The organism is Parafrankia elaeagni, from assembly GCF_000374165.1.
Classification (GTDB): Bacteria; Actinomycetota; Actinomycetes; order Frankiales; family Frankiaceae; genus Parafrankia; species Parafrankia elaeagni.
This window is the reverse complement of the sequence record NZ_KB893794.1, coordinates 93,653-118,372: the sequence shown is the minus strand read 5'-3', so window position 1 is coordinate 118,372 and position 24,720 is coordinate 93,653. Positions and strand designations below refer to the sequence as shown.

Annotated in this window: 27 protein-coding genes and 1 pseudogene; 17 read left to right on the top strand and 11 right to left on the bottom strand. The window is 68.7% G+C overall.

Annotated features, from left to right (window positions below; genetic code table 11):
* Nucleotides 1-9: 9 nt before the first annotated feature.
* From B207_RS0131260 to rpsB, 5 genes are all read right to left on the bottom strand, one after another.
* Nucleotides 10-1,215: a phosphatidate cytidylyltransferase gene (locus B207_RS0131260; RefSeq protein ID WP_035743226.1), complete on the bottom strand. Its 1,206-nt coding sequence runs from the start codon at nucleotides 1,213-1,215 to the stop codon at nucleotides 10-12.
* A 110-nt stretch (nucleotides 1,216-1,325) separates the two neighbouring features.
* Nucleotides 1,326-1,883 (bottom strand): ribosome recycling factor, encoded by a 558-nt coding sequence (gene frr, locus B207_RS0131255; protein ID WP_018640632.1) that lies wholly within the window; start codon nucleotides 1,881-1,883, stop codon nucleotides 1,326-1,328.
* Complete coding sequence (gene pyrH / locus B207_RS0131250) at nucleotides 1,880-2,635, bottom strand: UMP kinase (protein ID WP_195905385.1); 756 nt, start codon at nucleotides 2,633-2,635, stop codon at nucleotides 1,880-1,882. The genes frr and pyrH overlap by 4 nt, the downstream gene beginning before the upstream one ends.
* 399 nt (nucleotides 2,636-3,034) lie before the next feature.
* Nucleotides 3,035-3,649, bottom strand: a complete 615-nt coding sequence (tsf, locus tag B207_RS0131245; protein WP_018640630.1) for a translation elongation factor Ts — start codon at nucleotides 3,647-3,649, stop codon at nucleotides 3,035-3,037.
* 233 nt (nucleotides 3,650-3,882) lie between these two features.
* A complete protein-coding gene (gene rpsB, locus B207_RS0131240; protein WP_018640629.1) occupies nucleotides 3,883-4,842 on the bottom strand; it encodes a 30S ribosomal protein S2 in 960 nt (319 codons plus the stop codon).
* Nucleotides 4,843-5,684: 842 nt separating this feature from the next.
* On the opposite strand from rpsB, the gene B207_RS0131235 reads away from it, so the two are divergent.
* Nucleotides 5,685-6,296 carry a M23 family metallopeptidase gene (locus B207_RS0131235; RefSeq protein ID WP_018640628.1) on the top strand — a complete coding sequence of 204 codons (612 nt, stop codon included), beginning with the start codon at nucleotides 5,685-5,687 and terminating at the stop codon, nucleotides 6,294-6,296.
* Between the two features lie 102 nt (nucleotides 6,297-6,398).
* Here B207_RS0131235 and dprA read toward each other — a convergent pair whose 3' ends face one another.
* Both dprA and B207_RS36490 read right to left on the bottom strand, forming a co-directional pair.
* Nucleotides 6,399-7,628, bottom strand: coding sequence for a DNA-processing protein DprA (dprA, locus tag B207_RS36495; RefSeq protein WP_051102730.1), 1,230 nt, complete (start codon nucleotides 7,626-7,628; stop codon nucleotides 6,399-6,401).
* A pseudogene (locus B207_RS36490) lies at nucleotides 7,621-8,241 on the bottom strand (ATP-binding protein); the annotation flags it as partial. The pseudogene B207_RS36490 and the gene dprA, both read right to left, overlap by 8 nt.
* A 470-nt stretch (nucleotides 8,242-8,711) precedes the next feature.
* On the opposite strand from B207_RS36490, the gene B207_RS37680 reads away from it, so the two are divergent.
* From B207_RS37680 to B207_RS0131200, 3 genes are all read left to right on the top strand, one after another.
* Nucleotides 8,712-9,101 carry a hypothetical protein gene (locus tag B207_RS37680; RefSeq protein WP_018640625.1) on the top strand — a complete coding sequence of 130 codons (390 nt, stop codon included), beginning with the start codon at nucleotides 8,712-8,714 and terminating at the stop codon, nucleotides 9,099-9,101.
* Between the two features lie 185 nt (nucleotides 9,102-9,286).
* Nucleotides 9,287-9,664, top strand: a complete 378-nt coding sequence (locus B207_RS0131205) for a hypothetical protein (RefSeq protein ID WP_018640624.1) — start codon at nucleotides 9,287-9,289, stop codon at nucleotides 9,662-9,664.
* Entirely contained in the window at nucleotides 9,664-10,041 is a 378-nt protein-coding gene (locus B207_RS0131200; RefSeq protein ID WP_035743222.1) for a recombinase family protein, read from the top strand. The genes B207_RS0131205 and B207_RS0131200 overlap by 1 nt, the downstream gene beginning before the upstream one ends.
* A gap of 550 nt (nucleotides 10,042-10,591) precedes the next feature.
* On the opposite strand, the gene B207_RS40395 is transcribed toward B207_RS0131200, so the two are convergent.
* Complete coding sequence (locus tag B207_RS40395; RefSeq protein WP_154675748.1) at nucleotides 10,592-11,515, bottom strand: hypothetical protein; 924 nt, start codon at nucleotides 11,513-11,515, stop codon at nucleotides 10,592-10,594.
* Nucleotides 11,516-12,385: 870 nt separating this feature from the next.
* Here B207_RS40395 and B207_RS0131185 point away from each other — a divergent pair.
* The 5 genes from B207_RS0131185 (at nucleotide 12,386) to B207_RS0131165 (ending at nucleotide 15,216) form a co-directional block, all read left to right on the top strand.
* Nucleotides 12,386-12,676, top strand: a complete 291-nt coding sequence (locus B207_RS0131185; protein WP_407671490.1) for a DUF397 domain-containing protein — start codon at nucleotides 12,386-12,388, stop codon at nucleotides 12,674-12,676.
* A gap of 54 nt (nucleotides 12,677-12,730) precedes the next feature.
* On the top strand, nucleotides 12,731-12,943 hold the full coding sequence (locus tag B207_RS0131180) for a hypothetical protein (protein ID WP_026311634.1): 213 nt from the start codon (nucleotides 12,731-12,733) through the stop codon (nucleotides 12,941-12,943).
* Between the two features lie 25 nt (nucleotides 12,944-12,968).
* Nucleotides 12,969-13,469, top strand: coding sequence for a hypothetical protein (locus B207_RS0131175; RefSeq protein WP_018640618.1), 501 nt, complete (start codon nucleotides 12,969-12,971; stop codon nucleotides 13,467-13,469).
* 129 nt (nucleotides 13,470-13,598) lie between these two features.
* Nucleotides 13,599-14,546 carry a D-alanine--D-alanine ligase family protein gene (locus tag B207_RS0131170; RefSeq protein WP_018640617.1) on the top strand — a complete coding sequence of 316 codons (948 nt, stop codon included), beginning with the start codon at nucleotides 13,599-13,601 and terminating at the stop codon, nucleotides 14,544-14,546.
* A gap of 49 nt (nucleotides 14,547-14,595) precedes the next feature.
* Nucleotides 14,596-15,216, top strand: coding sequence for a C39 family peptidase (locus B207_RS0131165; RefSeq protein ID WP_026311632.1), 621 nt, complete (start codon nucleotides 14,596-14,598; stop codon nucleotides 15,214-15,216).
* Nucleotides 15,217-15,303: 87 nt separating this feature from the next.
* On the opposite strand, the gene B207_RS0131160 is transcribed toward B207_RS0131165, so the two are convergent.
* A complete protein-coding gene (locus tag B207_RS0131160) occupies nucleotides 15,304-15,876 on the bottom strand; it encodes a hypothetical protein (RefSeq protein ID WP_018640615.1) in 573 nt (190 codons plus the stop codon).
* 273 nt (nucleotides 15,877-16,149) lie between these two features.
* Here B207_RS0131160 and B207_RS40920 point away from each other — a divergent pair, with 273 nt between their 5' ends.
* From B207_RS40920 to B207_RS0131145, 3 genes are read left to right on the top strand one after another with little or no spacing between them, the layout of a single operon-like run.
* Nucleotides 16,150-16,308 (top strand): hypothetical protein, encoded by a 159-nt coding sequence (locus B207_RS40920; protein ID WP_195905383.1) that lies wholly within the window; start codon nucleotides 16,150-16,152, stop codon nucleotides 16,306-16,308.
* Nucleotides 16,309-16,349: 41 nt separating this feature from the next.
* Nucleotides 16,350-16,505 carry a hypothetical protein gene (locus tag B207_RS42490; protein ID WP_018640613.1) on the top strand — a complete coding sequence of 52 codons (156 nt, stop codon included), beginning with the start codon at nucleotides 16,350-16,352 and terminating at the stop codon, nucleotides 16,503-16,505.
* The gene (locus B207_RS0131145) at nucleotides 16,505-16,891 is read left to right on the top strand and encodes a hypothetical protein (protein ID WP_154675745.1); all 387 of its coding nucleotides are present in this window, start codon (nucleotides 16,505-16,507) and stop codon (nucleotides 16,889-16,891) included. Before B207_RS42490 ends, B207_RS0131145 begins: the two co-directional genes overlap by 1 nt.
* Before the next feature lie 184 nt (nucleotides 16,892-17,075).
* Here B207_RS0131145 and B207_RS0131140 read toward each other — a convergent pair whose 3' ends face one another.
* The gene (locus tag B207_RS0131140; protein ID WP_018640611.1) at nucleotides 17,076-17,474 is read right to left on the bottom strand and encodes a hypothetical protein; all 399 of its coding nucleotides are present in this window, start codon (nucleotides 17,472-17,474) and stop codon (nucleotides 17,076-17,078) included.
* An 849-nt stretch (nucleotides 17,475-18,323) separates the two neighbouring features.
* On the opposite strand from B207_RS0131140, the gene B207_RS0131135 reads away from it, so the two are divergent.
* The 5 genes from B207_RS0131135 to B207_RS0131115 all read left to right on the top strand — a co-directional run bounded on the left by B207_RS0131135 (nucleotide 18,324) and on the right by B207_RS0131115 (nucleotide 22,733).
* Nucleotides 18,324-18,506 (top strand): hypothetical protein, encoded by a 183-nt coding sequence (locus B207_RS0131135; protein ID WP_154675744.1) that lies wholly within the window; start codon nucleotides 18,324-18,326, stop codon nucleotides 18,504-18,506.
* Between the two features lie 23 nt (nucleotides 18,507-18,529).
* Entirely contained in the window at nucleotides 18,530-18,919 is a 390-nt protein-coding gene (locus B207_RS0131130; protein ID WP_035743196.1) for a hypothetical protein, read from the top strand.
* A 184-nt stretch (nucleotides 18,920-19,103) separates the two neighbouring features.
* A complete protein-coding gene (locus B207_RS0131125; RefSeq protein WP_018640608.1) occupies nucleotides 19,104-19,457 on the top strand; it encodes a hypothetical protein in 354 nt (117 codons plus the stop codon).
* Between the two features lie 84 nt (nucleotides 19,458-19,541).
* Nucleotides 19,542-21,212, top strand: coding sequence for an FtsK/SpoIIIE domain-containing protein (locus B207_RS0131120; protein WP_018640607.1), 1,671 nt, complete (start codon nucleotides 19,542-19,544; stop codon nucleotides 21,210-21,212).
* Between the two features lie 93 nt (nucleotides 21,213-21,305).
* The gene (locus B207_RS0131115) at nucleotides 21,306-22,733 is read left to right on the top strand and encodes a replication initiator (RefSeq protein WP_035743194.1); all 1,428 of its coding nucleotides are present in this window, start codon (nucleotides 21,306-21,308) and stop codon (nucleotides 22,731-22,733) included.
* Nucleotides 22,734-23,017: 284 nt separating this feature from the next.
* Here the strand turns inward: B207_RS0131115 and B207_RS0131110 are convergent, their stop codons facing one another.
* The gene (locus B207_RS0131110) at nucleotides 23,018-24,706 is read right to left on the bottom strand and encodes a recombinase family protein (protein ID WP_084692404.1); all 1,689 of its coding nucleotides are present in this window, start codon (nucleotides 24,704-24,706) and stop codon (nucleotides 23,018-23,020) included.
* Nucleotides 24,707-24,720: the final 14 nt, after the last annotated feature.

Genomic DNA, 24,720 nt, shown 5'->3' with positions numbered 1-24,720 from the left:
CGGCGGGCTTCAGCCGAGGAAAGCTGTGATCAGCAGCCAGGCGACGGGCGCGGTGCACAGCAGCGAGTCGAGCCGGTCCATGATCCCGCCGTGGCCGGGCAGCAGGCTGCCCATGTCCTTGATCCCGATATCACGCTTGAGGAGGGACTCCCCCAGGTCGCCGACGGTCGCCGTCGCCGCGACGGCGGCACCGAGCAGCGCTCCCTGCCAGATCTGCGCGCCCAGCGGCCAGGCCATCAGCACAGCGCCGACGATCACACAGGCCAGGACCGATCCGGCGAAACCCTCCCAGGACTTGCCCGGTGAGACCGTCGGCGCGAGCTTGTGGCGCCCGCCGGAGAGCACACCGGCCGTGTAGCCGCCGATGTCACTGGCCACGACCGTGCCGAGGAAGGCGATGGTGCGCCAGTGCCCGTCCGGCGCGGACGTCAGCAGGGTGGCGAAGCCCGCCGGGAAGCCCACGTACGCGGACGTGAAGGCACAGGCCACGATGTCCCGCAGCCGCGCGTCACCACCGATGTCGGCTGGGCCACCGATGCCGGCTGGGCCGGGCGGATCGGCCGGGCGGCCGGCAGGGTCACGGATGGCGCGGACACCGATGGACACGATGGTGGTGGCGGCGAGCGCCAGCACGAGCCCGTTGGTGCCCGCGGCGTAGGCCGCTATGGGCATCGCGACCGCTCCGGCAGCCAGCGGCACCAGCGGCACGGACATCCCCGCGACGTGGAGCGCGCGAACCACCTCGTAGGTGCCGACGGCCACTGCCGTGCTGACCACGGCGACCCAGATCGGGTACAGGGTGAACAGCGGAACGAGGATCACCGCGCCCAGAGCGATCCCGACCGCGATCGCAGCCGGCAGATCCCGTCCGGCCCGGATCACCCGCCGCCCGCCGTTCGGCCGGCCCCCGGCCGCGTCCGCGCCGGGCGGCACGGCGGCCGGCAGGTCGCCCTGCTCTCCCGGAGCGTCGACCTGCGCTGCTTCGTCTTCCTTTTCCTTCCCCGACCGGCGCTCGTCCGCCGCCGGAGTGCCGTCCACCGAAGTGCCGTCGGGCGCCGGAGTGCCGTCGGCCGTTGGAGGGACGTCGGGCGTTGGAGGGACGTCGCTCGCGGAGAAGTCGGCGCGTCCCGGCCCGCCGGCTGTCGCCGCACGGTCAACCACGGGAGCACCCTCGGACGACACGCCCAGCGCTGGGATACTCACGGACCCGCCCATCACGTCGTCCACAGGCGACCTCCGCACCGGCCGACGCGGATCGGTCGATCCGCACACGCCGGATCGGTCGCTTCGCACGGTGTCGCACGTGGCCGGACGCTGCTCGCAGTTCAGACCGACAGCAGGTCCGATTCCTTCACGCGAAGAAGTTCGTCGACCTGGGCGACGTACCGGTGGGTTGCCTCGTCCAGATCCTTCTCACCACGTCGGCCCTCGTCCTCGCCGGCCTCCCCGTCCCGGACGATCCGGTCGATGGCGTCCTTGGCGTGCCGGCGGACGTTCCGGATGCTGACCCGGGCCTCCTCCGCCTTCGTCCGGGCGACCTTCACCAGCTCGCGGCGGCGCTGCTCCGACAGCTCCGGAAAGACACAGCGGATGATCGTCCCGTCGTTGCTCGGGTTGACCCCCAGGTCGGAGTCACGGACGGCCTTCTCCACCGCACTCAGCGACGTCTTGTCGTAGGGGGTGATGATGACCATGCGCGGTTCGGGGATGTGGAAGGAGGCGAGCTGCTGTACCGGCGTCGGAGCGCCGTAGTAGTCCACCAGCACCTTGGAGAAGACCGCCGGAGTGATCCGCCCGGTGCGGATGTTGCCGAAGTCCTCCTTGGCGACCGAGACTGCCTTGTCCATCTTCTCCTCGGCCTCGAGGAGCGTGTCGTCGATCACCGCGTACCTTCCGTTCCGTACGTCTCGACACCGACCAGCGTGCCGATCTTCTCACCTCGGACAGCGCGGGAGATGTTTCCCTCGGTCAGAAGGTCGAAGACGACGATGGGCAGGTCGTTGTCCATGCACAGGCTGATCGCGGTCGCGTCCATGACCTTCAGACCGCGCGCGAGAACCTCACCGTAGGTGAGACTGTCGAACCGAACTGCGGTGGGATTGAGCGCCGGGTCGGAGTCGTACACCCCGTCGACCTTCGTCGCCTTGAGCACCGCCTGGGCCTTGACCTCCAGGGCACGTTGGGCCGCGGTGGTGTCCGTCGAGAAGAAGGGCGCTCCCAGACCGGCTCCGAAGATCACAACCCGCCCCTTCTCCAGGTGACGGATGGCACGCAGCGGCAGGTAGGGCTCGGCGACCTGGCCCATGGCGATCGCCGTCTGCACCCGCGTGACGATGCCCTCGCGCTCGAGGACGTCCTGCAGGGCGAGGCAGTTGATGACGGTGCCCAGCATGCCCATGTAGTCGGCGCGCGCCCGGTCCATGCCGCGCTCGGCGAGGGCCTGCCCGCGGAACATGTTCCCGGCGCCGACGACGATGGCGATCTCGATGCCGGAGCGGCTCACCTGGGCGATCTGACGGGCGATCGTCGCCAGGGTGGTGGGGTCGATACCCAGCGGCTCGCCCCCGGCGAAGGCCTCTCCGGAAAGCTTGAGCAGAACTCGGGTCCATCTCGGCGTGGAGTCCGCGTGGTCCATCGGATCCACACCACCCACGGCACTGTAGGCGTCATCGGTCACGGGCGGCTCCTTCGCCGGTGGCCGGGATCAGCGGCCAGGGACGTTCATGCTGACAGCAGTCTGCCGCACGCCTCCCGCACGGCTGCCCGTGGGCCCGCGTGGCGCGTCGGCGGGCGCGGACCGTGGCCGACCGGGCTGCCCCGGTGGGACCCATGCCCGACCCGGATCCCCCGCTCCCCGGCATCGTCGGGCATCGGCCTCGGCAGGGTCGATCACCGACCGTTCCGACCGCGGAAGGGACCGGCAGCGGAAGGTGCCCGTCGGCGGCGGAACCGACATCGGCCGGACACCCGCGGAGATGCTGTCCCCTCCGCCCGGTGCCCGGCCGTCTCGGTCCCGCCTGCCGCGTGGGTCCGCTCAGGCCTGCCGGACGTTGAAGCGGGCGAAACGGCCCACCTCGATCTTCTCGCCCAGTGCGGATCCGGCCTGCTCCAGCAACGCGCGGATGGTGAGCTTCCCATCCTTGACCCAGGGCTGGTCCAACAGGACGACGCTCTTGAGGTAGCCGTTGATCCGACCCTCGACGATCTTCGGAATCGCCTTCTCGTTCTTGCCCTCTTCGTGGGCGGCGGCCTCGTAGATCTTCCGCTCGGATTCCAGAACCTCGTTCGGGACCTGGTCCGCGGTCACGTACAGCGGATCGGCCGCAGCGATGTGCTGGGCGAGGTCACGAGCGAGCTGCTTGAAGTCCTCCGTCTTCGCGACGAAGTCCGTCTCGCAGCGCAGCTCCACGAGCACGCCCAGCGTGGGCGGAAGCTGCGGGTCGGTACGGTGCAGGTAGGACTCGACCAGGCCGTTCGCCGTGCTGCGTCCGGCGCGCTTGGCGACCTGTGCCAGCCCCTTCTCCCGCAGCCAGGACTTGGCCTTCTCGAAGTCGCCGTCGTGCTCGACGAGCGCCTTCTTGACGTCGCTCATCCCCGCGCCGGTCAGTTCCCGGAGCTTGCGGATGTCGGCGGCTGTGATGTCTGCCATGGTGCTCTTCTCGTCAGTTCCGAATGCTGGCGATGGTGGGCGTTGAAGTCTCGGCGTCGGGACATACGCGACGCCGCCGCGCGGCGCCTCCGGTACTGACCTCGGCCGCCGGTGAGCGGTCGACGTCTCCTACCGGACGGTCGCCTGGCCCTGCCGCGAGCGCAGGCCGCATGGCGGGGCCGACACGGGTTCTCCGGGACGCCGTGAGCGTCCCGGAGAACCTGAGGTCAAGGTCAGACCGCGGTGCCGACAGTGTCGGGCTGCGTCTGCTCCTGCTGCTCCTGGGGGGCCGGGGCCTCGTCCGCCGCGGGGACGGCCGGCTCAGCCGCTGACGCAGCGGCCTCCGGCGCCGCAGCCTCGGCCGCCGGCGCCGCAGCCTCCGCCACGGCGGCGGACGCGTCCGCCGCCGGCGCGGCATCCCCACGCAGCAGCGCCTGCTCCCACTCCGCCAGCGGCTCGTCGCCCGTGGACTGCTCGGGCTTCGCCTCGGCGTTGCTGGACGCGCCGGCACGGGACATCAGGCCCTCGGCGACCGCGTCCGCCACGACCCGGGTCAGCAGGGCCGCGCTGCGGATGGCGTCGTCGTTACCCGGAATCGGGTAGTCGACCTCGTCCGGGTCGCAGTTGGTGTCGAGGATCGCCACGACCGGGATGCCCAGCTTGCGGGCCTCACCGACGGCGATGTGCTCCTTCTTGGTGTCGACGACCCAGACCGCGCTCGGCACACGGCTCATGTCCCGGATGCCGCCAAGCGTGCGCTCGAGCTTCGTCTTCTCCCGGGTGAGGACGAGCTGCTCCTTCTTCGTGCGCACCTCGGTGCCACCGGTCAGCTCGATCTCCTCCAGCTCCTTGAGCCGCTGGAGTCGCTTGTAGACCGTGGAGAAGTTGGTGAGCATCCCGCCCAGCCAGCGCTCCTTGACGAAGGGCATGCCGACCCGCTGGGCCTGCTCCTCGATCGCTTCCTGGGCCTGCTTCTTCGTCCCGATGAACAGGACCGTCCCCCCGTGGGCGACCGTCTCCTTGACGAAGTCGTAGGCCCGGTCGATGTAGGACAGCGTCTGCTGCAGGTCGATGATGTAGATCCCGTTGCGCTCCGTGAAGATGTAGCGCTTCATCTTCGGGTTCCAGCGCTTCGTCTGGTGCCCGAAGTGAACGCCGCTCTCGAGGAGCTGCTTCATGGTGACGACGGCCATGATCCCGTCGCTCCCTTCCCGCCCGGCATGTCAACCGGGACGCCTCGGTTGTGACGGCTCCGGCGACAGCCGGAGCCCCTGACGCCTGAGCGGCCGTGGCCGCCGTGGAAGTCACGGCGGACCGAGGAGGCCCTCCCGGTCAACACCGGGAGCAGGCGTGCGAACTGAGCCCTTTGGTGGACGAGATCGGTCGCGACCGACACCGACCAACGCCGGGGACCACGCGGCGAGAACCCCCTGGCCTGAGAGGCCCAGGAGATTGGCGACGCCGGGGTGACCCCAGCCAATGGACTCCGTGTCGATGATACCCGGCCCTGCTGACGACTCCCTGGCGGCAGCCGGCACCGCCCGTCCGCCGCTCCGATCGCCCCACGCCGGTCAGGACCCCCGCGGGATCCGATCGACCCAGCTCGCGCCCCGATCCGGGGCAGGACGCCGGCGGCCCGCCCCGGCGCCCGGGCCGCGGTGGGGAGCCGGAGGTCCGGCGGGCCCGAGCAGCCCGGCCCGCCTCGGCCCCCAGCCGGAGAACCGCCCCTCGAAGACCACACACAGACACGAACAACGCTCTTTCAATTCCAGTTATCCACATTTGCATTCACGGATCTGTTTTTGGCTCCGATAAGGGTCATTCTGGTATGGCTGGCACTTCAGGCCCCCGCCGGCCAGCCGGGCGGCGGTCGGATCCAACCCCGACAGGGTCCGACCGCCGTGCCGTTATCGCGGCCGTCCAGTGACGGTGGCCGCGTCACCGGCCCACGTCCGGGCCCGCCCGCTGACGCCGACCTGGCCCATCCTCGACCGGACGGCGGCAGCCCCCACCGCCGATCTGGAGGCGACGCGTCATGCCACGCCGATCCCGCTGCCACCTGACCTGGCTGGTCATCCCCGTCCTCGCGGTGCTGATCGCGACCATCGGCCCGGGGCGAGTGCCCGTCCGGGCCCTGCCAGAAGCCGGCCCGCGTGCTCCGTCCGCTCCGCCTGCCCTGCCGACACCGCCTGCCCCGCCGACACCGCCTGCCCCGAACCCGCCCGGCGCCGCCGGCAGCGACGACTGGAGGTTGCCGCTTCTGCCGCCGGTTTCGGTGGCCCGGGGCTTCCAGTCACCGGAGCATCCCTACGGCCCCGGGCATCGTGGGGTCGACCTGCGCTCGGCTGTGGGGGGCCAGGTCGTTGCGGCCCGGTCCGGCGTGGTCGGGTTCGCCGGGTGGGTCGGCGATCGCCGGGTGGTGACCGTGGTCCACGATTCTCTGCGGACCACCTACGAACCCGTGCGGCCGCTGGTACGTGAAGGCGACCTGGTCGCCGCCGGCGCTGTGATCGGGCTGCTCGACTCCGGTCACCCGGGCTGCGCCGAAGTCGCCTGCCTGCACTGGGGAGTGCTGCGGGCTGAGGAGTACCTCAATCCCCTCGGTTTCTTCCGCCGGGCCCCACCCCGGCTGCTTCCCTTCCTCTGAGGAGATTCCGGTCCCGCGGAGAACAAGTGCCGCCCGGGCCGGTCAGGAGCTCCTGACCGGCCCGGGCGGCACGCTTCCGTGGCGCCGGACGACACGGGCCTGTCAGAGCCCGGTCAGCTTCCCCTGGGTGGGGATCGCGGCGGACTGCCTTCGACGACCCTGCGAGGACGAGGAGCGGCCAAGCGCCGTCAACCGGTAACCGCCTCGGGTCACCTCGACCAGGCCCTCCACCGTCAGCGGGCCAAGCAGGGCCAGCGCCGTGCCCGGTGGGCAACCGACACGGCCGGCCAGTTCCGCGACGCCCACGGCGGAGCGGGCCGGCATCGCGTCCAGCAGCTCCAGGACAAGATCCGACAATCCGTCGCGGGCGAGGGTGGGGCCGGTCGAACGGTCCTCGAGCTCGCCGATACCGCCGATCTCCTCACAGACATCACCTGCGCTCGTGACCAGCACCGTCTCCTCCCGGTGGTCCCGCAGCAGCCGGTGGCAGCCGGCGCTCATCGCACTGGTGACCGGCCCGGGCACTGCCATGACGGTGCGACCGAGACGACGGGCGTGACGGACGGTGTTCAGTGCTCCGCTGCGGAGCCCGGCCTCGACCAGCACCGTGCCGGAGCCCAGCGCGGCGATGATCCTGTTCCGGGTCAGAAAGCGCCGTCGATACGGTGGGCTCCCCGGCGGTGTCTCGCTGAGGACGAGACCGTTCGCGGCGATCTCGTCTAGCAGGTCGGCATGGGCCGCCGGATAGGGCACGTCGACACCGCCGGCGAGCACCGCGATCGTCGGGCCCGTGCCGGCCAGCGCGCCGCGGTGGGCCGCCGCGTCGATGCCGAACGCCGCACCCGAGACGATCGTCCAGCCCCGCTCGGCCAGCCCCAGGCCGATCTCCTCGGCCTGGCGGATGCCGTAGTCGGTGGCCGCCCGGCAGCCGACGACCGCCACTGCCCGCGGGGCGATGTCGCCGAGGGCGGCCTCTCCCCTGGCCCACAGAACGAGCGGCGTACCGACGTCAGAGTTCCCGACACCGCTGATCCGGTCCAGGGCGTCGAGACCGGCCGGCCAGTCCGCGTCGCCCGGGCAGATCGGGCGTGCCCCGACCCGTGCGGCGGCCTCGATGTCCTGCTCCGGGTCGATGCCCGGATGCTGCGAGCGCAGCCGCTCCCACAGCACGACATCGCCGAAGGTGCGTAGCTGGGCGTTCAGGTCGGAACGGGCCTGCCCGGTGATGCGGCTGAGCCCGATCCGTGCCAGCGCCCGTGGAACAGCGTCTCCCCGCGCCGGAGACACCCGCGGCGTGGGTTGTTGATCCGTCAGGTCTGTCAGGTCACTCATGCCGGCCTCCGGGCAGACGGAGGTCGAGCGCCAGCCCCACCTCTTCGGGGCCAGGACGCTCCTGGCCGTTGAGATCCGCGATGGTCCAGGCGACACGGAACACCCGGTCCAGCCCCCGGGTGGTGAGCAGGCCCCGCTCGAAGGCCCGGTCTGCCAGGCGGGTGGCCTCCGAACGCAGCGGCCAGCGACGCCGTAGCGAGGGGCCGGGGACCTCCGCGTTGCGACGCCATGGAGTTCCGGCGAAGCGACGTTCCATCACACACCGCGCCTGGCGGACCCGTTGGGCGGCGGCGGCCGAGGAGCCCGCCAAATCCCGGTCGGCCCTGAGCTCGGCGCGGCTGGGTGAGGTCAGCGCGATCTGGATGTCGATCCGGTCCAGGAGCGGCCCTGACAACCGGGCGAGATAACGACGACGCACGGTGCTCGGGCAGTCGCAGCGGAGATCGCGAGGACCACGCGCCCGAGAGCACGGGCACGGGTTCGCGGCAAGGACCAGCAGGAACCGGGCCGGGAAACGGGTCGTCGCCCGGGCCCGGGCGATCTCGACCTGGCCGCTCTCCAGCGGCTGGCGCAGCGCATCCAGTGCACTGCGTCCGAACTCCGGGGCCTCGTCGCCAGAACCCTAGTACACCGTGACGTGGGTCACATCTTAGTTCGAACAACTACGTCGGCGGCTCACGGTGCAGATCGGTCCTGCTCCCCCTACCAGGACGGTCAGCTAGCCATGCGTCGACCGTCGACGCCTTCCACCTAGGCCGGTCGGGCACCGACAGGTCATCCGGCTCGGGGAGCAAACCTTTATTGCGGTAGCTACGTAGCGTGCCCGGCTTGATGCCGGCCCGTTCCGCCATCTCCCGATAGCCGATCAACGGGTCTTCGTCCGCCACACATCTCCCCGTCCACCGGAACTATGGGACGCACCGTCCTATAGTGAGAGTCGTAGCGGTTCCAGGGCGGAGCTTGCACCTCCAACCCCGGAACCTTGATCACGACCTGCGCGAACAGGGGTGACCCATGTCTAGTATTCCGCCGTCCGGTCCGGGTAGGTGGCGCAACCCGTTCGACGGGCACCGGTTCGTTGCCGTGACGTCTCGCGCCCACGGGGTCTATGAGGTGACGGTCGCGGCCGGCGCGCTCCTGCGGGATCTCGTCGACGCCACGGCGACCCTGCCGCGGGCCATCTACACCGACCATCGCCCGGTTGCTCCGGGTCACACGGATGTGTTGTTGACCTTCCGGACGCTGGGTGACCGGCTACCGGCGTCTGGTGGCGGTGACGGGTGGGTGCCTCCTGACGGTACGTGGACAATGCCCGCGTGGAATTCCTTTCAGGAAGCTCTTCATGTGCTGCTGACGAGGATTCCGGGCGGTCCAACCGGTGAGCGGCTGTCCTCGGAGATCCTCGGGCTTGACCCTCGGTCCGTCGTGGCACTGGCGGACATGGTCCGCGACCATCGCCCGGTGCGCACGTAGCTTCGACGGTCCAGCTCAACGGCCGGCATCCGATCTTCGGATGTCGGCCGTTGCCGTTGATCGGCTGCGTTCACGTCGTACAGCAAAGTTGCGATAATTGATCTACAGAACAAAACGGCCCGGACGGTGCGGCAAACACCGGCTCCGGGCCTGGTCCCACACCTGAGAGAGCAGGAGCGGAACCTGTGAACAGGGTACGTGAGAACGTGAACGACACGGAAGTGATCGTCGGGAACGGAACATCCGCTGTGGTGGAGGTGCCGTCGCGGACCTGCCCGTGGTCGACAGAAGTCGTGGTGGTGGGCCCCGGGGTGCGGCTGCGGATGGATGCGGCCGATCCGGTCTGGGGATGGCTGTCCCTGGGCGTGGCCTGCCTGGATGCGGCGGCGGAAGAGCTGTGGCCGTCCTGGGCTGACGCGGGCCCGGATGTGGACGACGCGGTGTGTGAGGCGCGGGCGGCGGAACTGCGGGCGGCGGTGACCTCGGCGATGATGGCGCTGCTGTCGACGAACGTCATGGTTCTGCGTCGTCGTGCGGCGCGGCGGCGGCGGTGGTGGCGCTGATGCGGGCGCTGAGCTTCGTCCGGGATGACGTCTGCGTGATAGAGCGGGCGGTGCAGCGAACCGTGTTCGTGACCGTGTGCAGGTGGCGCGGCTGGGAGATCGGTCCGACGGTCCATCAGGAGCGAGAGGGGCTGTGGGCCTGGTCGGTCGTGCTCCGGCGGCTTCGGGACGAACGCTGCGGCCTGGTGGTCGTCGACAGCATCGATCGGATGGCCTCGACGGATGTCGGGCGGGTCGCGGTCCTGGCGCTGCTACGCCGTGAGGACGTGCGCCTGGTGGTCGTTCGTGACGACATCGACACAGCAACACCGGACGGGTGCAGACTGGTCGACGATCTGATCACGATGCCGGGGCCACGTCCGCTGATCATGCAATGACCGTTGGGATCGGGTCCGGTGCTCAACAGATCACCGGACCCGATTCTGATCTTCAAAGGCTCCGTGCTGAGCTGATCTCCTCCGGCGGCTGGGCAGGCTGCGCCTTACCCCGGGTTCTCCGGCCGTGCAAGAGCGCCAACGCTCCGGCCGTGCCTGCTGGGTGCTGTGCGCTCTTGCACGGTCGGGGGTTCCGGGGTAACCCCTCGGGTGTCCGGCCGCCGGAGGCGATCAGCGGACGTTCGCGTCCCTCCCCCTCCTCTGGAGCTGGCCGGGGTTTGGGGCAGAGCCCCAAAAGAAGCTTGAATAGCCGTAGGCGCCAACTTGCCGGTGCACAGCGGGTGATCTGACGCTCCGACGGGCAGACGCACCGACGCACCCGGTAGGCCGACGCTCCGGCGGGGTGCCGACCGAAGGGAGGCGGGGCCCCGTCGCGTGCGGCGAGCATGCCGGGCGCGGCGACGTGCGGCGCGCCCGGCGTGTGCGGCGGATCACACGCGCGCCCCGAAGGGGCGCCTTGAAACCGTACAGAAGATTAGCGACACCTTGGCTATCAGTCGGGCAAGGCCAGTAGGGCACCCTCGGAGACGTATGTCTGGATGGTGGCCGTGATATCGCGGGCTTGGGGAGAGCGCCGGCAAGCCGGGTCCGCGTCGATCACGGAGATGATGCGGTGCGCTCTCATACGGATCGGGAGAACCCTGTGCTGGGCAGGAATACTAAGGATCGCTTCTAGGGCTTGCTGAGCTCCGTCAAGATCATGCCTCCGGATCCGAGCGAGCGCCAGATCGGCATGGGCGATGGCTTGAGAGTTGTGAGAGCGGTCGGCGTAGGCGGCGTCGCCATAGGCGGATATGGCGTCCAGCGCGGCTTGCTCGGCAGCGGCGGCCTCGGGCAACCATGCAGCGGTGCCGGCGATGATGCCGAGCTGCTCGGGGAGACTCAGACGCATGATGCCGCCGATTGCGTCGAGGTCATCAGGACAGACCTGATCGCGCATCCGGCGGCTTGTCGCCAGTGCACCGCGCGCTTGCTCGACATCGCCGATCGCGGCATAGGCGCGGGCCTGTTGAACCGAGGGAAGTACGGCGATGGAGCCTCGGACGTGGTCGGCATGTCGTTGGGCGCGTTCGGTATGGCGGATGGAATCAGCGTATTCGTTCATCCAATATGCAGTGGCAGCTTGTTCGGTTCCAATGATTACATGGAGACCGGGGTGTCCGGCGCGTTCAGCGCAGACTAGCGCGGCGCGCTCGTACATAAGGACACGTTCGGTATTGCCTAGATCGCGCGAGGCGTGGACCAGCATGGCGCAGACCAAACCGCCGAGAAGGTAGAGATCCCGAGCATCAGCCGGATCGGTCGGTCCGTCGAGGAGTCGAAAGATGGCCTTTCGCGCGATGATCAGATCGCTAACTAGCAGGGTCAGGTGATCGCCGTATGCGTTCGCGAGTCGTTCAACTTGATTCCATAGCAAGGCGAGAATTTCCGGTGCCGGGGTGTTCTCAGTGCGAACGAGGAACCGAAAGGCGTCTTCAGCTTCGGTATCAAGTGTGGCCGGTATTTCCGGCCCAGCAGTGCGTGACTTCGTTACGGCCGCGGGTACGAGGGGTGTATGCGCGTATGGCCCGGTGGATGCGATATCCCGGTTAGGTACGTGTGACACTTCAGGTATGGGTGGGGGTCTTAGCAGGTCTTCGACCGGGTACCCGAAAAGACGCTCAAGGACGAGACAAGCGGCGGGATACGGTTTCCCGGCCACCGCTCCCGTGATCCATCTTTTCGCCTGGCGGTCGCTAACGGCTAGGTGACGGCCGTCGGGCACGGCGCGGGAGGCTACCTCGTAGCGTCGCCGAAAGTCGTCGATGCTCCATCGACGGTCGCGGAGCAGCTGGGCGAGCAAGGTCCGGGGATGGCCACTCGCTGCGGCTGTTGTCATGGTGCTCCTTAGCGGATGGCTACACAGCATCTGAGGAGGCACCGGCTTGCGAGTGCCGCGTCTCCCACGTCTCATCGTCGGGTTCGTGGCCAGCAATGTCACGACGTGGCAGCAAGAAGGCACCGGATGGGACATGGCGATGTCACCGCGATGGCACCACGACGTCTACAGCACGTCACTGTGGTGGCACGGTCCTGCACGCATAGTGACTGGTGTCGGTTCTGGCCGGGCTTGGGCCCTCCCCCCGGTTGGAACCGTTTGGGGAGGACTGCGCACCCAGCTCCGATGGCTGGTGTTTGCGGTCATCCTTTGGCGGCCCTGGGTGTGGCGTCGGACCACACACATTTGTCCTGTCCTGCCTGGGGCCGCCGTTTCTTCGTTCCGTCCGGCTGATCGGGGGGTGTGTGGGTGCGGGATGCATGGATGCGCCGGTGGGCGGCGAGTCTGGATTTCGAGCTGCCGGCGTTCGGTCGGGAGCGGATGGCGTGGCGGCGGGCATCGGGCTCGGGTGACGCGGCGGTGGAGATCGCGCCGTTGGGCTTCGCCACTGCGGCTGTCGGCGTGGGGGTGGCGCTGCGTCAGGCCGGCTGGCCGGATGGCCCGTCCTTGCTGTTCTCGGCGGTCGAGTGGCGGGCGTTCCTCGCTGGTGTCCGCGGAGGGGAGTTCGACGATCTGACGGATTTGGGAGGTAAGGGGTGAAGGACCAGGACAGATACGACCCGGATGATGAGGAGGAGGAGTGGGATCGTGACGATGAGTACGAGTACGGTCCTCGGAACGGCGGTGACCGTGCAGAGCGTGGTTACTCCGTTGGGGGTATGGGCGCTGGTGGTGCCGGGGGTGCAGGTGGTGGCCCCATTCAGGGACCTTGCGGCGCTGACCGAGTACGCCCGGGAGCAGGGGATTCCGGCGGCGGGGTATCGGGCGCTGCCGTTTCTGGGGCTGGGAGTGATTGCGACTCTTTGACCGGTGCGGGCTCGACGCTGGAGGCGTGGTGAAGGGGACAGCAACGGCGGCGGGCTGGGAATTCGACGCCGAGCAACTACCGGAGTTCATCCCGCACGCTTTTGACGGATTGATCATCGGTTTCTTGCCTGACCTATTGCAGGCGGGAAGCGATAGTCAGGAGATGCTCCTGTCGGATGACTTGCAGGTGGATGAAGACATCATGGTCGGAGCGAGCCTCGGGATTGCCCAGCTGGGTCCGGTGGGGCTGGTGGTGCTACACCGCCGATTCACGACCTTGATGTCGTCGCGGGTGGCGTGGGCGGTGGGGACTCGGTTGCGGCGACGGAAGCTTATGGCTGGCGAGTCGCCTCGGATTGTGATGGCCGGGTCGCTGCCGAGTGCGGACATGGTTCCGGACGGTGTGACGTTTACCTGTCACCCGGTACGGGTGCGGGACGGTGGCGTCATCTCGCCGATGGCAGTGTGGGAGGTTCATTTCCCTCCGCTAGTCACTGGTGCGGGAGATATTTGCACGCACCTGTAACATGACCGTTCCTCGAAGAACGATTCCACGACGTTCTTAGAAATTCCATTAGCGCGTGGTTATCGTTGCGCTCCTCTAAAGAATGAGAGCAAACGTGATTACGAGTATCGGGCTGATTGGTGGTGGCGGATGAGTGTCCTGTCGGACAGGATTACCGTTGGTGTCCTATGCGGCGGCAAGAGTCCTGAGCGTGCGGGTTCGCTCGTGTCGGGACAGGCGGCGGCGGGGGCGCTGCGGAGGCAGGGGATACGGGCCGACCTGATCGACTTGGTGGAGATGCCGGACGATCTGAGGATCGACGTGGCACTGATGGCGCTGCACGGTCCGCCTGGTGAGGACGGGAAGGTTCAGGGAGCGCTGGAGATGGCGGGTGTTCCCTACACCGGGTCGGGTGTGCTCGCGAGTGCTGTCGGCATGTTCAAGCCTGCGTTCAAGCACATTCTGAGTGGCGTTGGGATTGACACCCCGCGCTTCATGCAGTTGTCTCCGCAGGGTGACCCGATGGCGATCGCCGAAGAGGCTGCCGATCGCTTCCGACTTCCGGTGGTTTTGAAACCCGCTTCGGGTGGTGGAAGTCTGGGGACGACGGTTGCTCACACTGTCGAGGAACTGGTTACGGTGTTACAGGCGGGGTCGGTTGAGTATCAGACTTTCATCGTTGAGGAGTTTACGCCCGGTATCGATGTCACGGCCGGTATCCTGGAGTCGGACAGTGTAGCTCGCTGCTTTCCGCTTCTGGAGATGGAGACGGACCGCGACTTTTTCGACTATGTCGCGAAGCACGATCCGGACCAGCGGCGGTACTTCTGCCCGGCCCGTGTCTCCACGGAGCAGGCTGCCGAGGTGCGGGATATCGCTCTTCGGGTGCATAAGGCTGTGGGTGCGTGGGGTGTGAGCCGTGTCGACTTCCGGATCACCCCGGGTGGCCGTATTTCCGTGCTGGAGATCAATACGGGGCCGGGCCTGTCGCCGTCCGGGAATCTGGCTACGATGGCGAACGCTGCTGGTCTCAACTACGACGATCTCATCATCGCGCTCATGGGAACCGCGTTCAATAAGCCGTCCTACGTCCCCTAGCAGGGTGTCACCCGGCCGGGTCTCGGCGGGGCAGGCATACTCCTGATCCGTGTCTATCGTCCATCAGGTGCCGTATGTCAGTCAGTTCGCCTCGCCGGAACTGGCGGCTGAGTTCGTGCGGGAGGATGACCCGCTGCCGTTGGCCGCTGATCCTCGCTGGGCTGTAACGGGGGCAGCATGCCCCGAGGAATACGCTTGGTGGGCTCGGCGGCTCTGCGGCATGGCGTGCCTGAGCATGGCGCTTGGCGCACGCAACATCGTTGCTCCGGGGCTGGTGGCGCTCGCTGAGGAATGCACGACTCACGGGGGGTACGTACGCAGGGCGGACGGCGGGCTCGACGGCCTGATCTATGCACCGTTCGCGACGTGGGTAGGGGACCGCTTCGCCGTCAAGGCGGAAGTGCTGCCGACTCTTCCCATCGACCAAGTGGTGGACGCGATCGGCGCGGGCTGCCTCGCGATGATCTCCGTCCACCCTTGGGTCCGATGGCCGGACCGGCGCCCCCCGCACCGCGGCGGTCATCTGGTGCTCGTCGTGGGCGTGACGACCGACACGCTCGTGATCCACAATCCGTCCGGACTACCAGGTAGCTCCCAGCAATACGTCCATCTAACCCAAACCCAATTGGAGAACACATATGCGCAACGTGGCATCGTAATCCACCCTTAGATCTGGCGCTCGACTCAAGCTGACGGCCCCGTTGATCTTTCCCGCCCTTCCCTCGTTGGCGGATGTGGTCCGGGGCCGTCGTCGTTGCTAGGGACGACGCGGGCGGAACGCTGTGGCCGGTGGGGGTGGGGTCCTGGGTGCGGGTGCGGCGGCTTGGTGGGTGCCTTGCGGGTCGAAGGTTGCGGTGGGCATGGCCGGGTGTGGCTGTGGCCCGGTCTGACTGATGATCTCTGCGGCTAGCAGGACGGTGATGCGTCGTTCGGGTCGGCGTTGGAAGCTGGCGCCGCTGATGGGTTTGGTGGGGTCGGTGCTGTAGATGCGGGCTGCTTGCTCGCGGCGTTTCTCGATGCCGCCGCGGACGCGGGTCCGGTCGTCGTGGAGGTCGAGCAGGTGCCGGAGCATGCCGGTTTCCGGCTCGCCGATGGCGTCGACGGCGGCGCGGATGCGGGTGTGGGCCTGGGTGAGGCGGTGCAGGCGTGCGTGGTCGTCGGCTGGTGGGGTGTGGCCGGTGATCAGGCGGATGGTGTCCGCCGCGTAAGGGCTGTGAAGCAGGGTGGCGGGGTGGCGGATGCCGCTGCGGTAGAGGCGGCGGAGGAGATCGGCTAGCTCCTCGATGGTGCCGGGCTGGCTGGCGGTGGGGGGTTCCTCGGTGGTGGTCACGGGTGTCGGGGTCCTGTCCGGGTTCCGTCGTCTCTTTGTCCTTGTTTCGGCATGGAATCGTCCGGCTACTGATCGTGTCAAGGGTTGGTCCGGGTCTGGTCGGTATCGGGCGTGTGGTCCGGGTTACACCTGGTGTGGGCGTCGGGGTGTGGTCGGGCTTTCGGCGAGGAAAGTACGTGCTGGCGGTACTGTTTTTGTCGCGCTGTCCTCTTTCAGGATGTGCGGTGTGGGGCTGATCGGCTCCGCGTCGTTTCCTGAAAGGGGCTGGTTCGGATGTCTCGGCGGTCGTGGTGGTGGGTGTTCTGGCGGATCTGCGCGGCGGTCTGCGGGTTGTCCCTGGTGCTGGTGGGGGTGGAGTGGGCGTTTGAGACTGCGCCGTATCTGGTGGCTGGCGTGGCGGTGCTGGCGGTGGCTGGGCTGGTGGCCCAGTGAATCGGGAGGTGATATCTCGTCGTCAGAAGGTGCTGTTTTGGGTGGCGCTGCTGGCGTTGAATGTGGGTGTCGGGGTGGCCACGTTTTCGGTGGTGTTTCTGTACACGGTGCTGGATCCGGGTTCGGGGTCGGGGGGTTCGGTGTCGGTGACGGTGCCGGCGTCGGGTCCGGCTGGTCGGGTGGGGGTGTCGTGGTGATGGATGCGGCGGATGTGTGGGTGGAGCTGGATGGCGCGGTCCGGTGGGGGGCTCGGGCGTCGGCGCTGACGGTGCATGCTCCGGGGCTGGTGGATGTGCTGTTTCCGCCGGACGGGGTCTGTGACCTGGTCGTGCGTGCCGTCGCCGCGGAAGGGTTGCTGCGGCTGGCGGTGGAGGGGATGGAGCCTCGGGAGGGCGCTGCGGTCGCGGCGCTGCTGGACCTGGCGGACGGGTTGGGGAACGCGCCAATGGGGGTGCGACGTCGGCGGGCGGCTGCTGCGCTGGGGGTGACGCATTGGGCGTTGGAGAAACCGGCTCGCCGTGAGGGGCTGTTGCTGGCGCTGGCGGTGGAGGTATGCCGGGTGGCCGCGTATACGGCGCGTTAGTTCCGGCGGGGAATCCTGGGAGCTGGCCGGGTACGGGGTAATTCCCGTACCCGGTTTTCCTTTCCTGCGGGGGTTGGGGGCTGTGGTGGGGTTCGGGAATGGAAAAGGCCCCGGGGCGTGTCCGCTGGTGCGGGTGCTCCGGGGCCGTGGTTTTCCGGTGGTGGTCGGGGCCGGTGTTGCAGGGTCATGCGGCGTTGCGCTGGTGCTGCCAGATCTCCCAAGCGATGTCGCGCAAATAGGTGGCTTCGTGGTGGGGTCGGCGGAAGGCTCCCGGGGTGATGCCGAGAAGGGCGGCGGCGCGGTCGCGGCGGGTTTCGATCCGGACGTGCCAGGTTCCGGGTTCGAGACCGAGCATGATCCGCATGGCCGGGCCGATGGGGTCGCCCAGGGGCGTGGTCGCGTCCCGGATGATCTGCTCGGCGGCGATGGCCCGTTCGTCGGGGCTGCCGGTGGTGCGGTGGGTGAGCAGATCGACCAGGTGTGGTGCGTGCTTGGCGAGGCTGGCGGCGCGGGTGCCGTGTCGCATCGCCGTGCGGAGTTGCCTGGTCAGGGTCGGGACGTCGATCTTGGGTGTACTGGTCATGTGCGGTCCGGCTGGGGCCGTCTGTCGGCCCCCGCTTTCCCCCGCCGTGCCTCCCTTCTGGTGTGTTGCTCTGTACGCGGGGCCTCAGAGCAACAGCGAGCATCCTGACACATTCCGTCACCGTTTGCGGAGTTTGCGTCCACTAGCGTCCAACAACGCCCTGTGTGATCGCCTGCCGGTGGCTGCGTGCTGGTCCGCTCGGGGTGGCGTCGGTGGGTGCGCGGGCGGCCTGTCCCGGCGGGGTACGTCTGCGGGTGTCGGTGGTTGATCAGCGTCATAAGGCCAGGATGCGGGCTATCGGCGGCAGGTGAAGGCTAGTGGCGGCTGTCGTCGTGTTTCGGCTGTGTGACGGTCTGTCCGTGGTTGTCTGCCGACGTCCACCGGTGTCCACCGGCGTCCGGCTGCCCGCGTCGGATTTTCTTCCTCGGACTGGCACTTAAGTGGGGGTAGCTCCGGCCTCGGGACGGTGGGTGGCCGTGCGGGGGCTGTCCCCGGCTGGCTGCCTCGGGTGCGTGCCGCGGGGATGGGCCGTGGTCTCCGGGACGAGTGGGGCCCCCTGGGGGGTGCGGGGTGAGGTCGCTCGGCGGGGTGCTGCGGCGGGGTGTGGGAGCTGGGGTGATGCCGGGATGGTGCCCTGGGTCGTGCCGGGTGGCTGCCGGGCTGGTGGCACTGGGCTGCCGTTTCCCGTGCCGTTTCCGGTGCCGTTTTGGTTCCGAAAAGATTCCGGAAAGTGGCCGGTCTCGTGTGCAGCTTTCTGCCGGCGTTTCGGGCAATGCTTTGTGCACGGCGGGACAGCCCGCCGGTAGCCCGATCCGGGCTGCGTGAATCCTTCCCGGAAGGCGGTATGTGATGGGCCGGTATGTGTATCGGCGGTCGCCGTTGTGGTGGGTCTTCGCGAAGATCTGCGCCGCGGTGTCCGCGCTGTACCTGGTGCTGGCGGCAATCGAGTGGGTGTTTGAGGCGGCGCCGTACGCGGTTATCGGTGGCGTGACGGTGGCGGCGGCGGCGATGGTCGCGCGGGGTAGCCGATGACCGCCCCGGGGTCGGTGCCAGAGGTGGCGGACCTGTGGGTGGCGTTGGACGGGGCCCTACGGCGCGGTGCCCACGCGGACGGCCTGATGGGCCATGCGCCGGAGGTGGTGCGGCTGCTGGTCCCGGCCGGCGGGCTGGCACCGCTGGTGCGGGCGGTCGCGGCGGAAGGGCTGCTGCGTATGGCTTCGGAGCGTCTGCACCGTCCGGACGGTCCGGCGGCGGCGGTCCTGTTCGGGCTGACGGACGGGATGCGCGGTCAGCCGCTGGGCGTGCGGCGGCGTCACGCGGCGCGGCTGCTGCACCGGTCCCACTGGGCGTTGGCGAAGCCTCCGCGCCGTGACGCGCTGGTCCTGGCCCTGGCCGACGAAGTCCGCCACCTGGTGGCCACGGCCAACGGCTCGCGCCCGGCGTAGAAACGGCCGGTGCTCCCGGCTGCGGCCCGGAGCACCGGCGACGGTTCCGTTTCCTCTCCCTGTTCGGTCCGACGAATGTCCGTATCAACGGTGGACCTTTTCCGTGCGTTCCGCGGCACAGTCGTGGCAGCGGCGAAAATCCGCACTTCTTTCAGGTCTCTTTCTCATCTTCGGAGGTTTTGTCATGCGTGTGATCCCGATTGACATGGCTGCGTTCACGGTCGTTTTGGCGATGGGGCCGGCGGCTCCGGTGATGGAGCCGGACGCCCGTGGAAAGCAGATCCAGAAGGCGAACGCGGACGGTGAGCTGATGTTCCAGGTCCCGGTGGTGGTCGGGCTGGTGGACGGCCCGGCCAGCGTGATCACGGTCAAGGTTGCGGGTGCGGCCCCGGTGGTGCAGGTCGGTGCGCCGGTGGTGATTACGGGCCTGGTCGGGCGGGCGTGGGAGATGGGCGGCCGGCACGGCATCGCGTTCTCCGCGACGTCGATACGCCCGGCGTCCGGCCCGGGTTCGGTTCCGGCGGGTTCCAAGAGCTGATCACACGCGGGGGGCGGTTCTCGTCTGCGGGGCCGCCCCCCGCTTCCTCGTCCTGTCCGGTCTGCGTGAGGGGTGGTGGGTGTGATGCCGGTGTTGCAGGTGCGTCAGGGGCGGCTGCGCGCGGACTCGTTCCGGTTGCGGTTGCGGCCGTCGGTGTTCGAACTGGCGGTGAAGTACGGCGGGCGGCTACTGCTGGGGTGGCGCCGTGAGCTGGGGGTGCTGGTCGGGCTGGTGTGGCTGCGGGCACAGCTCGTCGGGTTGGTCGGCGGTGACGGGGCGATGGTGCTGCTGGGTCTGGCGGCGGTGCTGGTGCTGCTGGTCGGCCGGTGGCGCCGGGCGGTGCTCGGGTGGCTGGGGGTGGGTCGCCTGCGCCGTCGGTGGGCCGCTGCCTGTCGGGCCTGCGGTCTGGAAGTGGGGATGCGGACGCCGCGGGTGTGGCGGGTACGGCGCACCGAATCGGGCCGGCGGTTCCGTGTGCAGCTGCGGCCCGGTCAGGACGTGACGGATCTTCAGCGCAACGCGCTGCGCCTGGCGGCGGCGTTGGGGGGCCGGGGGCTGCGGATCATCCCGGACCTGACGCATGCGGGGCGTGCGGATATTGCGTTGGTCAGTCGTGAGGCGCTCGGGGACATGGTGACGGTCGAGCATCTCGACCCCGGTTCCGGGGATGTGTCCGGGCTGGATGCGGTGGTGGTGGGCCGGCGTGAGGACGGCGGGCCGTGGCTGCTGCGGCTGCGTGGCTCCCATGTCCTGGTCGCGGGCGCCAGCGGGGCCGGTAAGGGGTCGGTGCTGTGGTCGATCGTCCGCGCGCTCGGACCGTCGATCCGCTCGGGGCTGGTCGAGATCTGGGCCTGTGATCCCAAGGGCGGGATGGAGCTGGGGTTCGGGGAACCGCTGTTCACCCGGTTCGCCACTGACATCAGCGCGATCGCGGACGTGTTGGAGGACGCGGTGTCGGCGATGAACCGCCGTACGGGCTGGCTGCGGGGCCGGTCCCGGCTGCACAAGCCGACTCCGCGCCATCCGCTGATCGTGGTGATGGTCGATGAGATCGCCGCGTTGACCGCGTACGCGACGGACCGGGAGTCCAAGACCCGGATCTCGGCGGCGCTGTCGCTGCTGCTGTCCCAGGGCCGCGCGGTCGGCGTCGTCGTCATCGGCGCGGTGCAGGACCCCCGTAAGGACGTGCTTCCGTTCCGGGACCTGTTCCAGGTCAGAGTGGCATTGCGCATGCGGGCGGCGGAAGTCGCCCTGGTGCTGGGTGACGATGCGTACACCCGGGGTGCGTGGACGGATCGCATCCCGATGTCGCTGCCCGGCGTCGGCTATGTGTTGGAGGACGGCGACCCGACGCCGGTCCGGGTCCGCGCGGCGTTCGTGGACGATCCGGACATTCACACCATGGCGGCCCAGTACGGGCAGGCACCGGCGTGGGCTCCGGCAGCCTGGGAGAGCCTGCCCGGCGCTGCCCCTGCGCGGGGCCTGCCCTCGCTCGGCGGGCCGGTCCCTCCGGTGGTCCAGCCGCTGCCGGCGCGGCGCCCGGTCGACCCTGCACCACCACCCCCGGCGCCGGCGGGCGGCTGGGTGCCGGATGTGAGCGCCTACCAGGACGACGACCCGACGGTGCCGCTGCGGGCGTGGACTCCTCCGCCTCCGCGGGAGCTGCCGCCGGTTGCCCCTCCGGGTTTCGACGACGGAAGTCCTGCGGCTGAGTCGTGGGAGGACTTCGTGCGCCGGTACACCGACCAGGACTAGCCCGCTCTCCTTCTCCCTCCTTCTCGCGTGGCCGTAACCGGCCCGGTATACCCCGGGCCGGTCCTCGGCGCGCCCTTACACAGGGACACGATCATGAGTGAGGCGTCTACGGACGATCGGCCGGTCGCGGGGGGCTGCTCGCGTCCGATCCGCCTGTCCGGCCATGTCGATCACGTTGATGTGCACACGGGTGAGGTGCGACGCGCCGTGTCGGGGGCGGATCTACCCGGCGGGGTGCTGCATGTGCGGTGCAACAACCGGCGGGAGAGCGCCTGTCCGGCGTGCAGCGCGGTGTACAAGCGCGACGCGCGGCGCCTCGTCCTGGCGGGCTTGGCGGGCGGCAAGGGCGTGCCGGAGACGGTCACCGGGCATCCGGCGTGGTTCGTCACGCTGACCGCACCGTCCTTCGGCCCGGTGCACTCCCGGCGCCAACAGGGCGGGAAAACCGGTCCGGTGCGGGCGTGTCACCCCCGGCGGGGGCTGTGTCCGCACGGCCGTCCGGCGGGCTGTCATGAGCGGCACCGCGAGGATGATTCCCGGCTGGGTTCCCCGATCTGCCCGGACTGCTACGCCTACGGCCGGACCGTGGTGTGGAACGCGCTCGTCCCCCGGCTGTGGAAGGCCACCCGCGACGCGACGGAATCCGCGGTGGCGGCGGCGGCCGGGCTGACCGTGGCGAGGCTTCGCCGTGCAGCGCGGTTGAGCTTCGTCAAGGTCGCGGAGATGCAGGCACGCGGCGTGGTGCACCTGCATGTGGTGGTCCGGGTCGACGGGCCGGACGGCCCCGGTTCCGCTCCCCCCGCGTGGGCGGATAGTGATCTGGTCGCGGACGCTCTGCGGGACGTTGTCGGGTCGGTGGCGGTCCCTGCTCCCGATCCGGACGCGCTCACTCTCGACACGGGCACCGTTTCCGATGACGGGTGGGCGGTGCGCTGGGGTGTCCAGGTCGACATCCGGCGCATCGCGCTCGACGGGCCCACCGACGTCGGGCGAGTGTCCAACTACCTGGCGAAGTACATCACCAAGTCCGCGGCGGCCGGCGGGGCGTTGGATCATCCGGTCCGGTCGTTGGCCGCACTCGGCCGGCTGGTCCTGGCTCCGCATGTGCGGCGGTTGGTGGAGACCTGCTGGCGGCTCGGCCAGGATGCGACGTTCACCGCGGCGTTGGACGCGGTACTCGGCCGGGATTCCGGTGATGTCCCGCGGCTGCTGCGCTGGGCCCACCAGATGGGGTTCGGTGGCCACTGGCTCACGAAATCGCGGGCCTACTCGACGACGTTCACCGCGTTGCGGACGGTGCGGCGGGTGTGGTCCCGCACGATCGGGGCCGCGATGGCGGGCCGAATCCCGGTGGACGCCTTCGGCAGGCTCGACGGAGACCCGGAGACGATCATCCTCGGTGCGTGGACCTACGCGGGCCGCGGGCTACATCTCAGCCACGGACACGGCGCCGACCCTCCCGGCCTGCCAGCGTCACGGCCGGCTGATAGCCGTGGGGGCACCTGGCGGGCTGATCTATGAGCACCGAAGGTTCCGATGCCGGTTCGCAGGACCCTGCCACGATGCCGGCCGGCAGCGGTGATCAGAAGGCGGCCACGGTGTGGGTGGGCGGGTGGGCAGACACGCCGACCGCCAACGATGATCATCCGGTGGTGCCGGCTTTCATCGGTGACGGTGAGCGTGCTGACTACGTGGCAGGTTGGCGGGCGGGCCGTCAGGCTGCGGCGCTGGGTCCCCTACCCGACGAACTAGCACGTGATGTGATTCACATCATTGATGGCTTCGGGCGCGCCTCGGCCAGACCGTCACAAACGGGGAGCGATCTTCACTCTTTCGGCGAGCGGCTCCTTACCCGCAGTGACATCGATCCGCTCGATCACGCGGGCGAGTAGCTGGCGCCGTTGGCTCAGGTCCATGTCGGGCCACTGGGCGATGAGGTCCGCGTGGGAGGTCACGGGCAGCGTGTCCACTGTTGCAGCGTTCGCCTGCGCCTCCAGCTTGTCTATCCGCTCCTGCACATTGTCGATCATGCCGAGCAAGATCCCTACCTTGGGTCCACGGTAGGCAGGGCTCCCCTGCTGCGCAACCAGGATCTCACGCTCGGCTCGGGCGGCTTCTAGATCGCGCATCAGGCTGCCCGTCGGGCTCGCAAGCTGTCGGGCGGCGTCTTCCTTCGCGCGTGCCTGGGCGAGACGGTCATCGGTGAGGTAGGCAAACAGCCACCCCTGCACGTGCGCCTCCCCTGGCTCGGCGTGCAGCACCGATCGATAGGTACATGTCCCGGCGCCCTTCCGCCGGTTGGCGGTGCAGCGGTAGGCGTAGCGGCGGCGGATCACGCCTCCCTCGCCCTTGTACGCCTTCTGGAGCCCATAGAGCCTATGACCACACTCACAGTAGGTCAGCCCGGTCAGGAGCCACTCGAACGACCCCCACGGGCTGCGGGTCTGAGAGTTCCGGGCTGCCTCCAGCTTGCTGACCACCTGCCGCCAGACCGCAAGATCGCACACCGGCTGCTGCGCGATGACCGGGTTTCCTTCGGCGTCGCGGGCCACATAATCGAATAGATTGATCTTGACGCCCCGCTGATGTTCCGGGACCTGGCGCATGCGGTAGCCCACCATGCGCGGGGAGGTCAGCATGCGGCGGATGTTGGCTTCGGCCATCAACGACCCGTCCGCGGTCGTGATGCCGAACTGATCTTTCCAGTACCGGGCCACGCTCCGCAGACTCTTGCCGGAGATCACCAGCGGTACGGCGGCCTTCAGGGCCTCGAACTCGACCGGATGCGGCACCAAGCGCACCCCGCTCCGTCCAAGCTCGTCGGTCTCACGGGCACCGGCCATCCACCCAAACGGGCGCGTACCACCGTGATGGAACCCAGCTTCCGCAGCATGGCGCTTGGCGTTCAGCTGCCGCTCGGACATCACGTCAGTCTCAACCTCGGCCAAGATCGCCTTGATCCCAACGACAAGCTTGGCTCCGGCCGTGGCGGTGTTCAACTCATCAGCCGAATCCTGATGTGAGACCAACATCACACCCTTGATCTGACAGCGTGCGATCCACTCCATACAGCGAGTGGCGATCCGGTTGGTTCGGTCCAGCTTCCAGAACGCCACGGCGGTGACCGTCCCGGCTTCCACATCCGCGTTGAGCGCGTGCCACCCCTTCCGGGTCCGCACGGCGGCTGCGCTCGCCGAGTCGTTGTCGACGTACTCACCCATGATCGTCCATCCACCCTGGATGGCCAGTAGCCGCGTGAGGTCGATGCGGTGACGCTCGATCGCATCCGCACCATCCCGGTGGTACTTCGACAACCGCAGATAAAGCCAGATCGGCTTCGTTCCTGGCCGAACCTCGACGCCGTAGGACTTAAAGGGCGGATACACCACGGCCCGTGTACGCCTGCCTGGGCGACGCAAGAACGGGCGCTCTTCACCTGTTTCGGGGTCGATGGCGATGCCTTCGACCGTTCCGTCACTTAGTTCGCGTTCCATAGGGTGTACTTTAG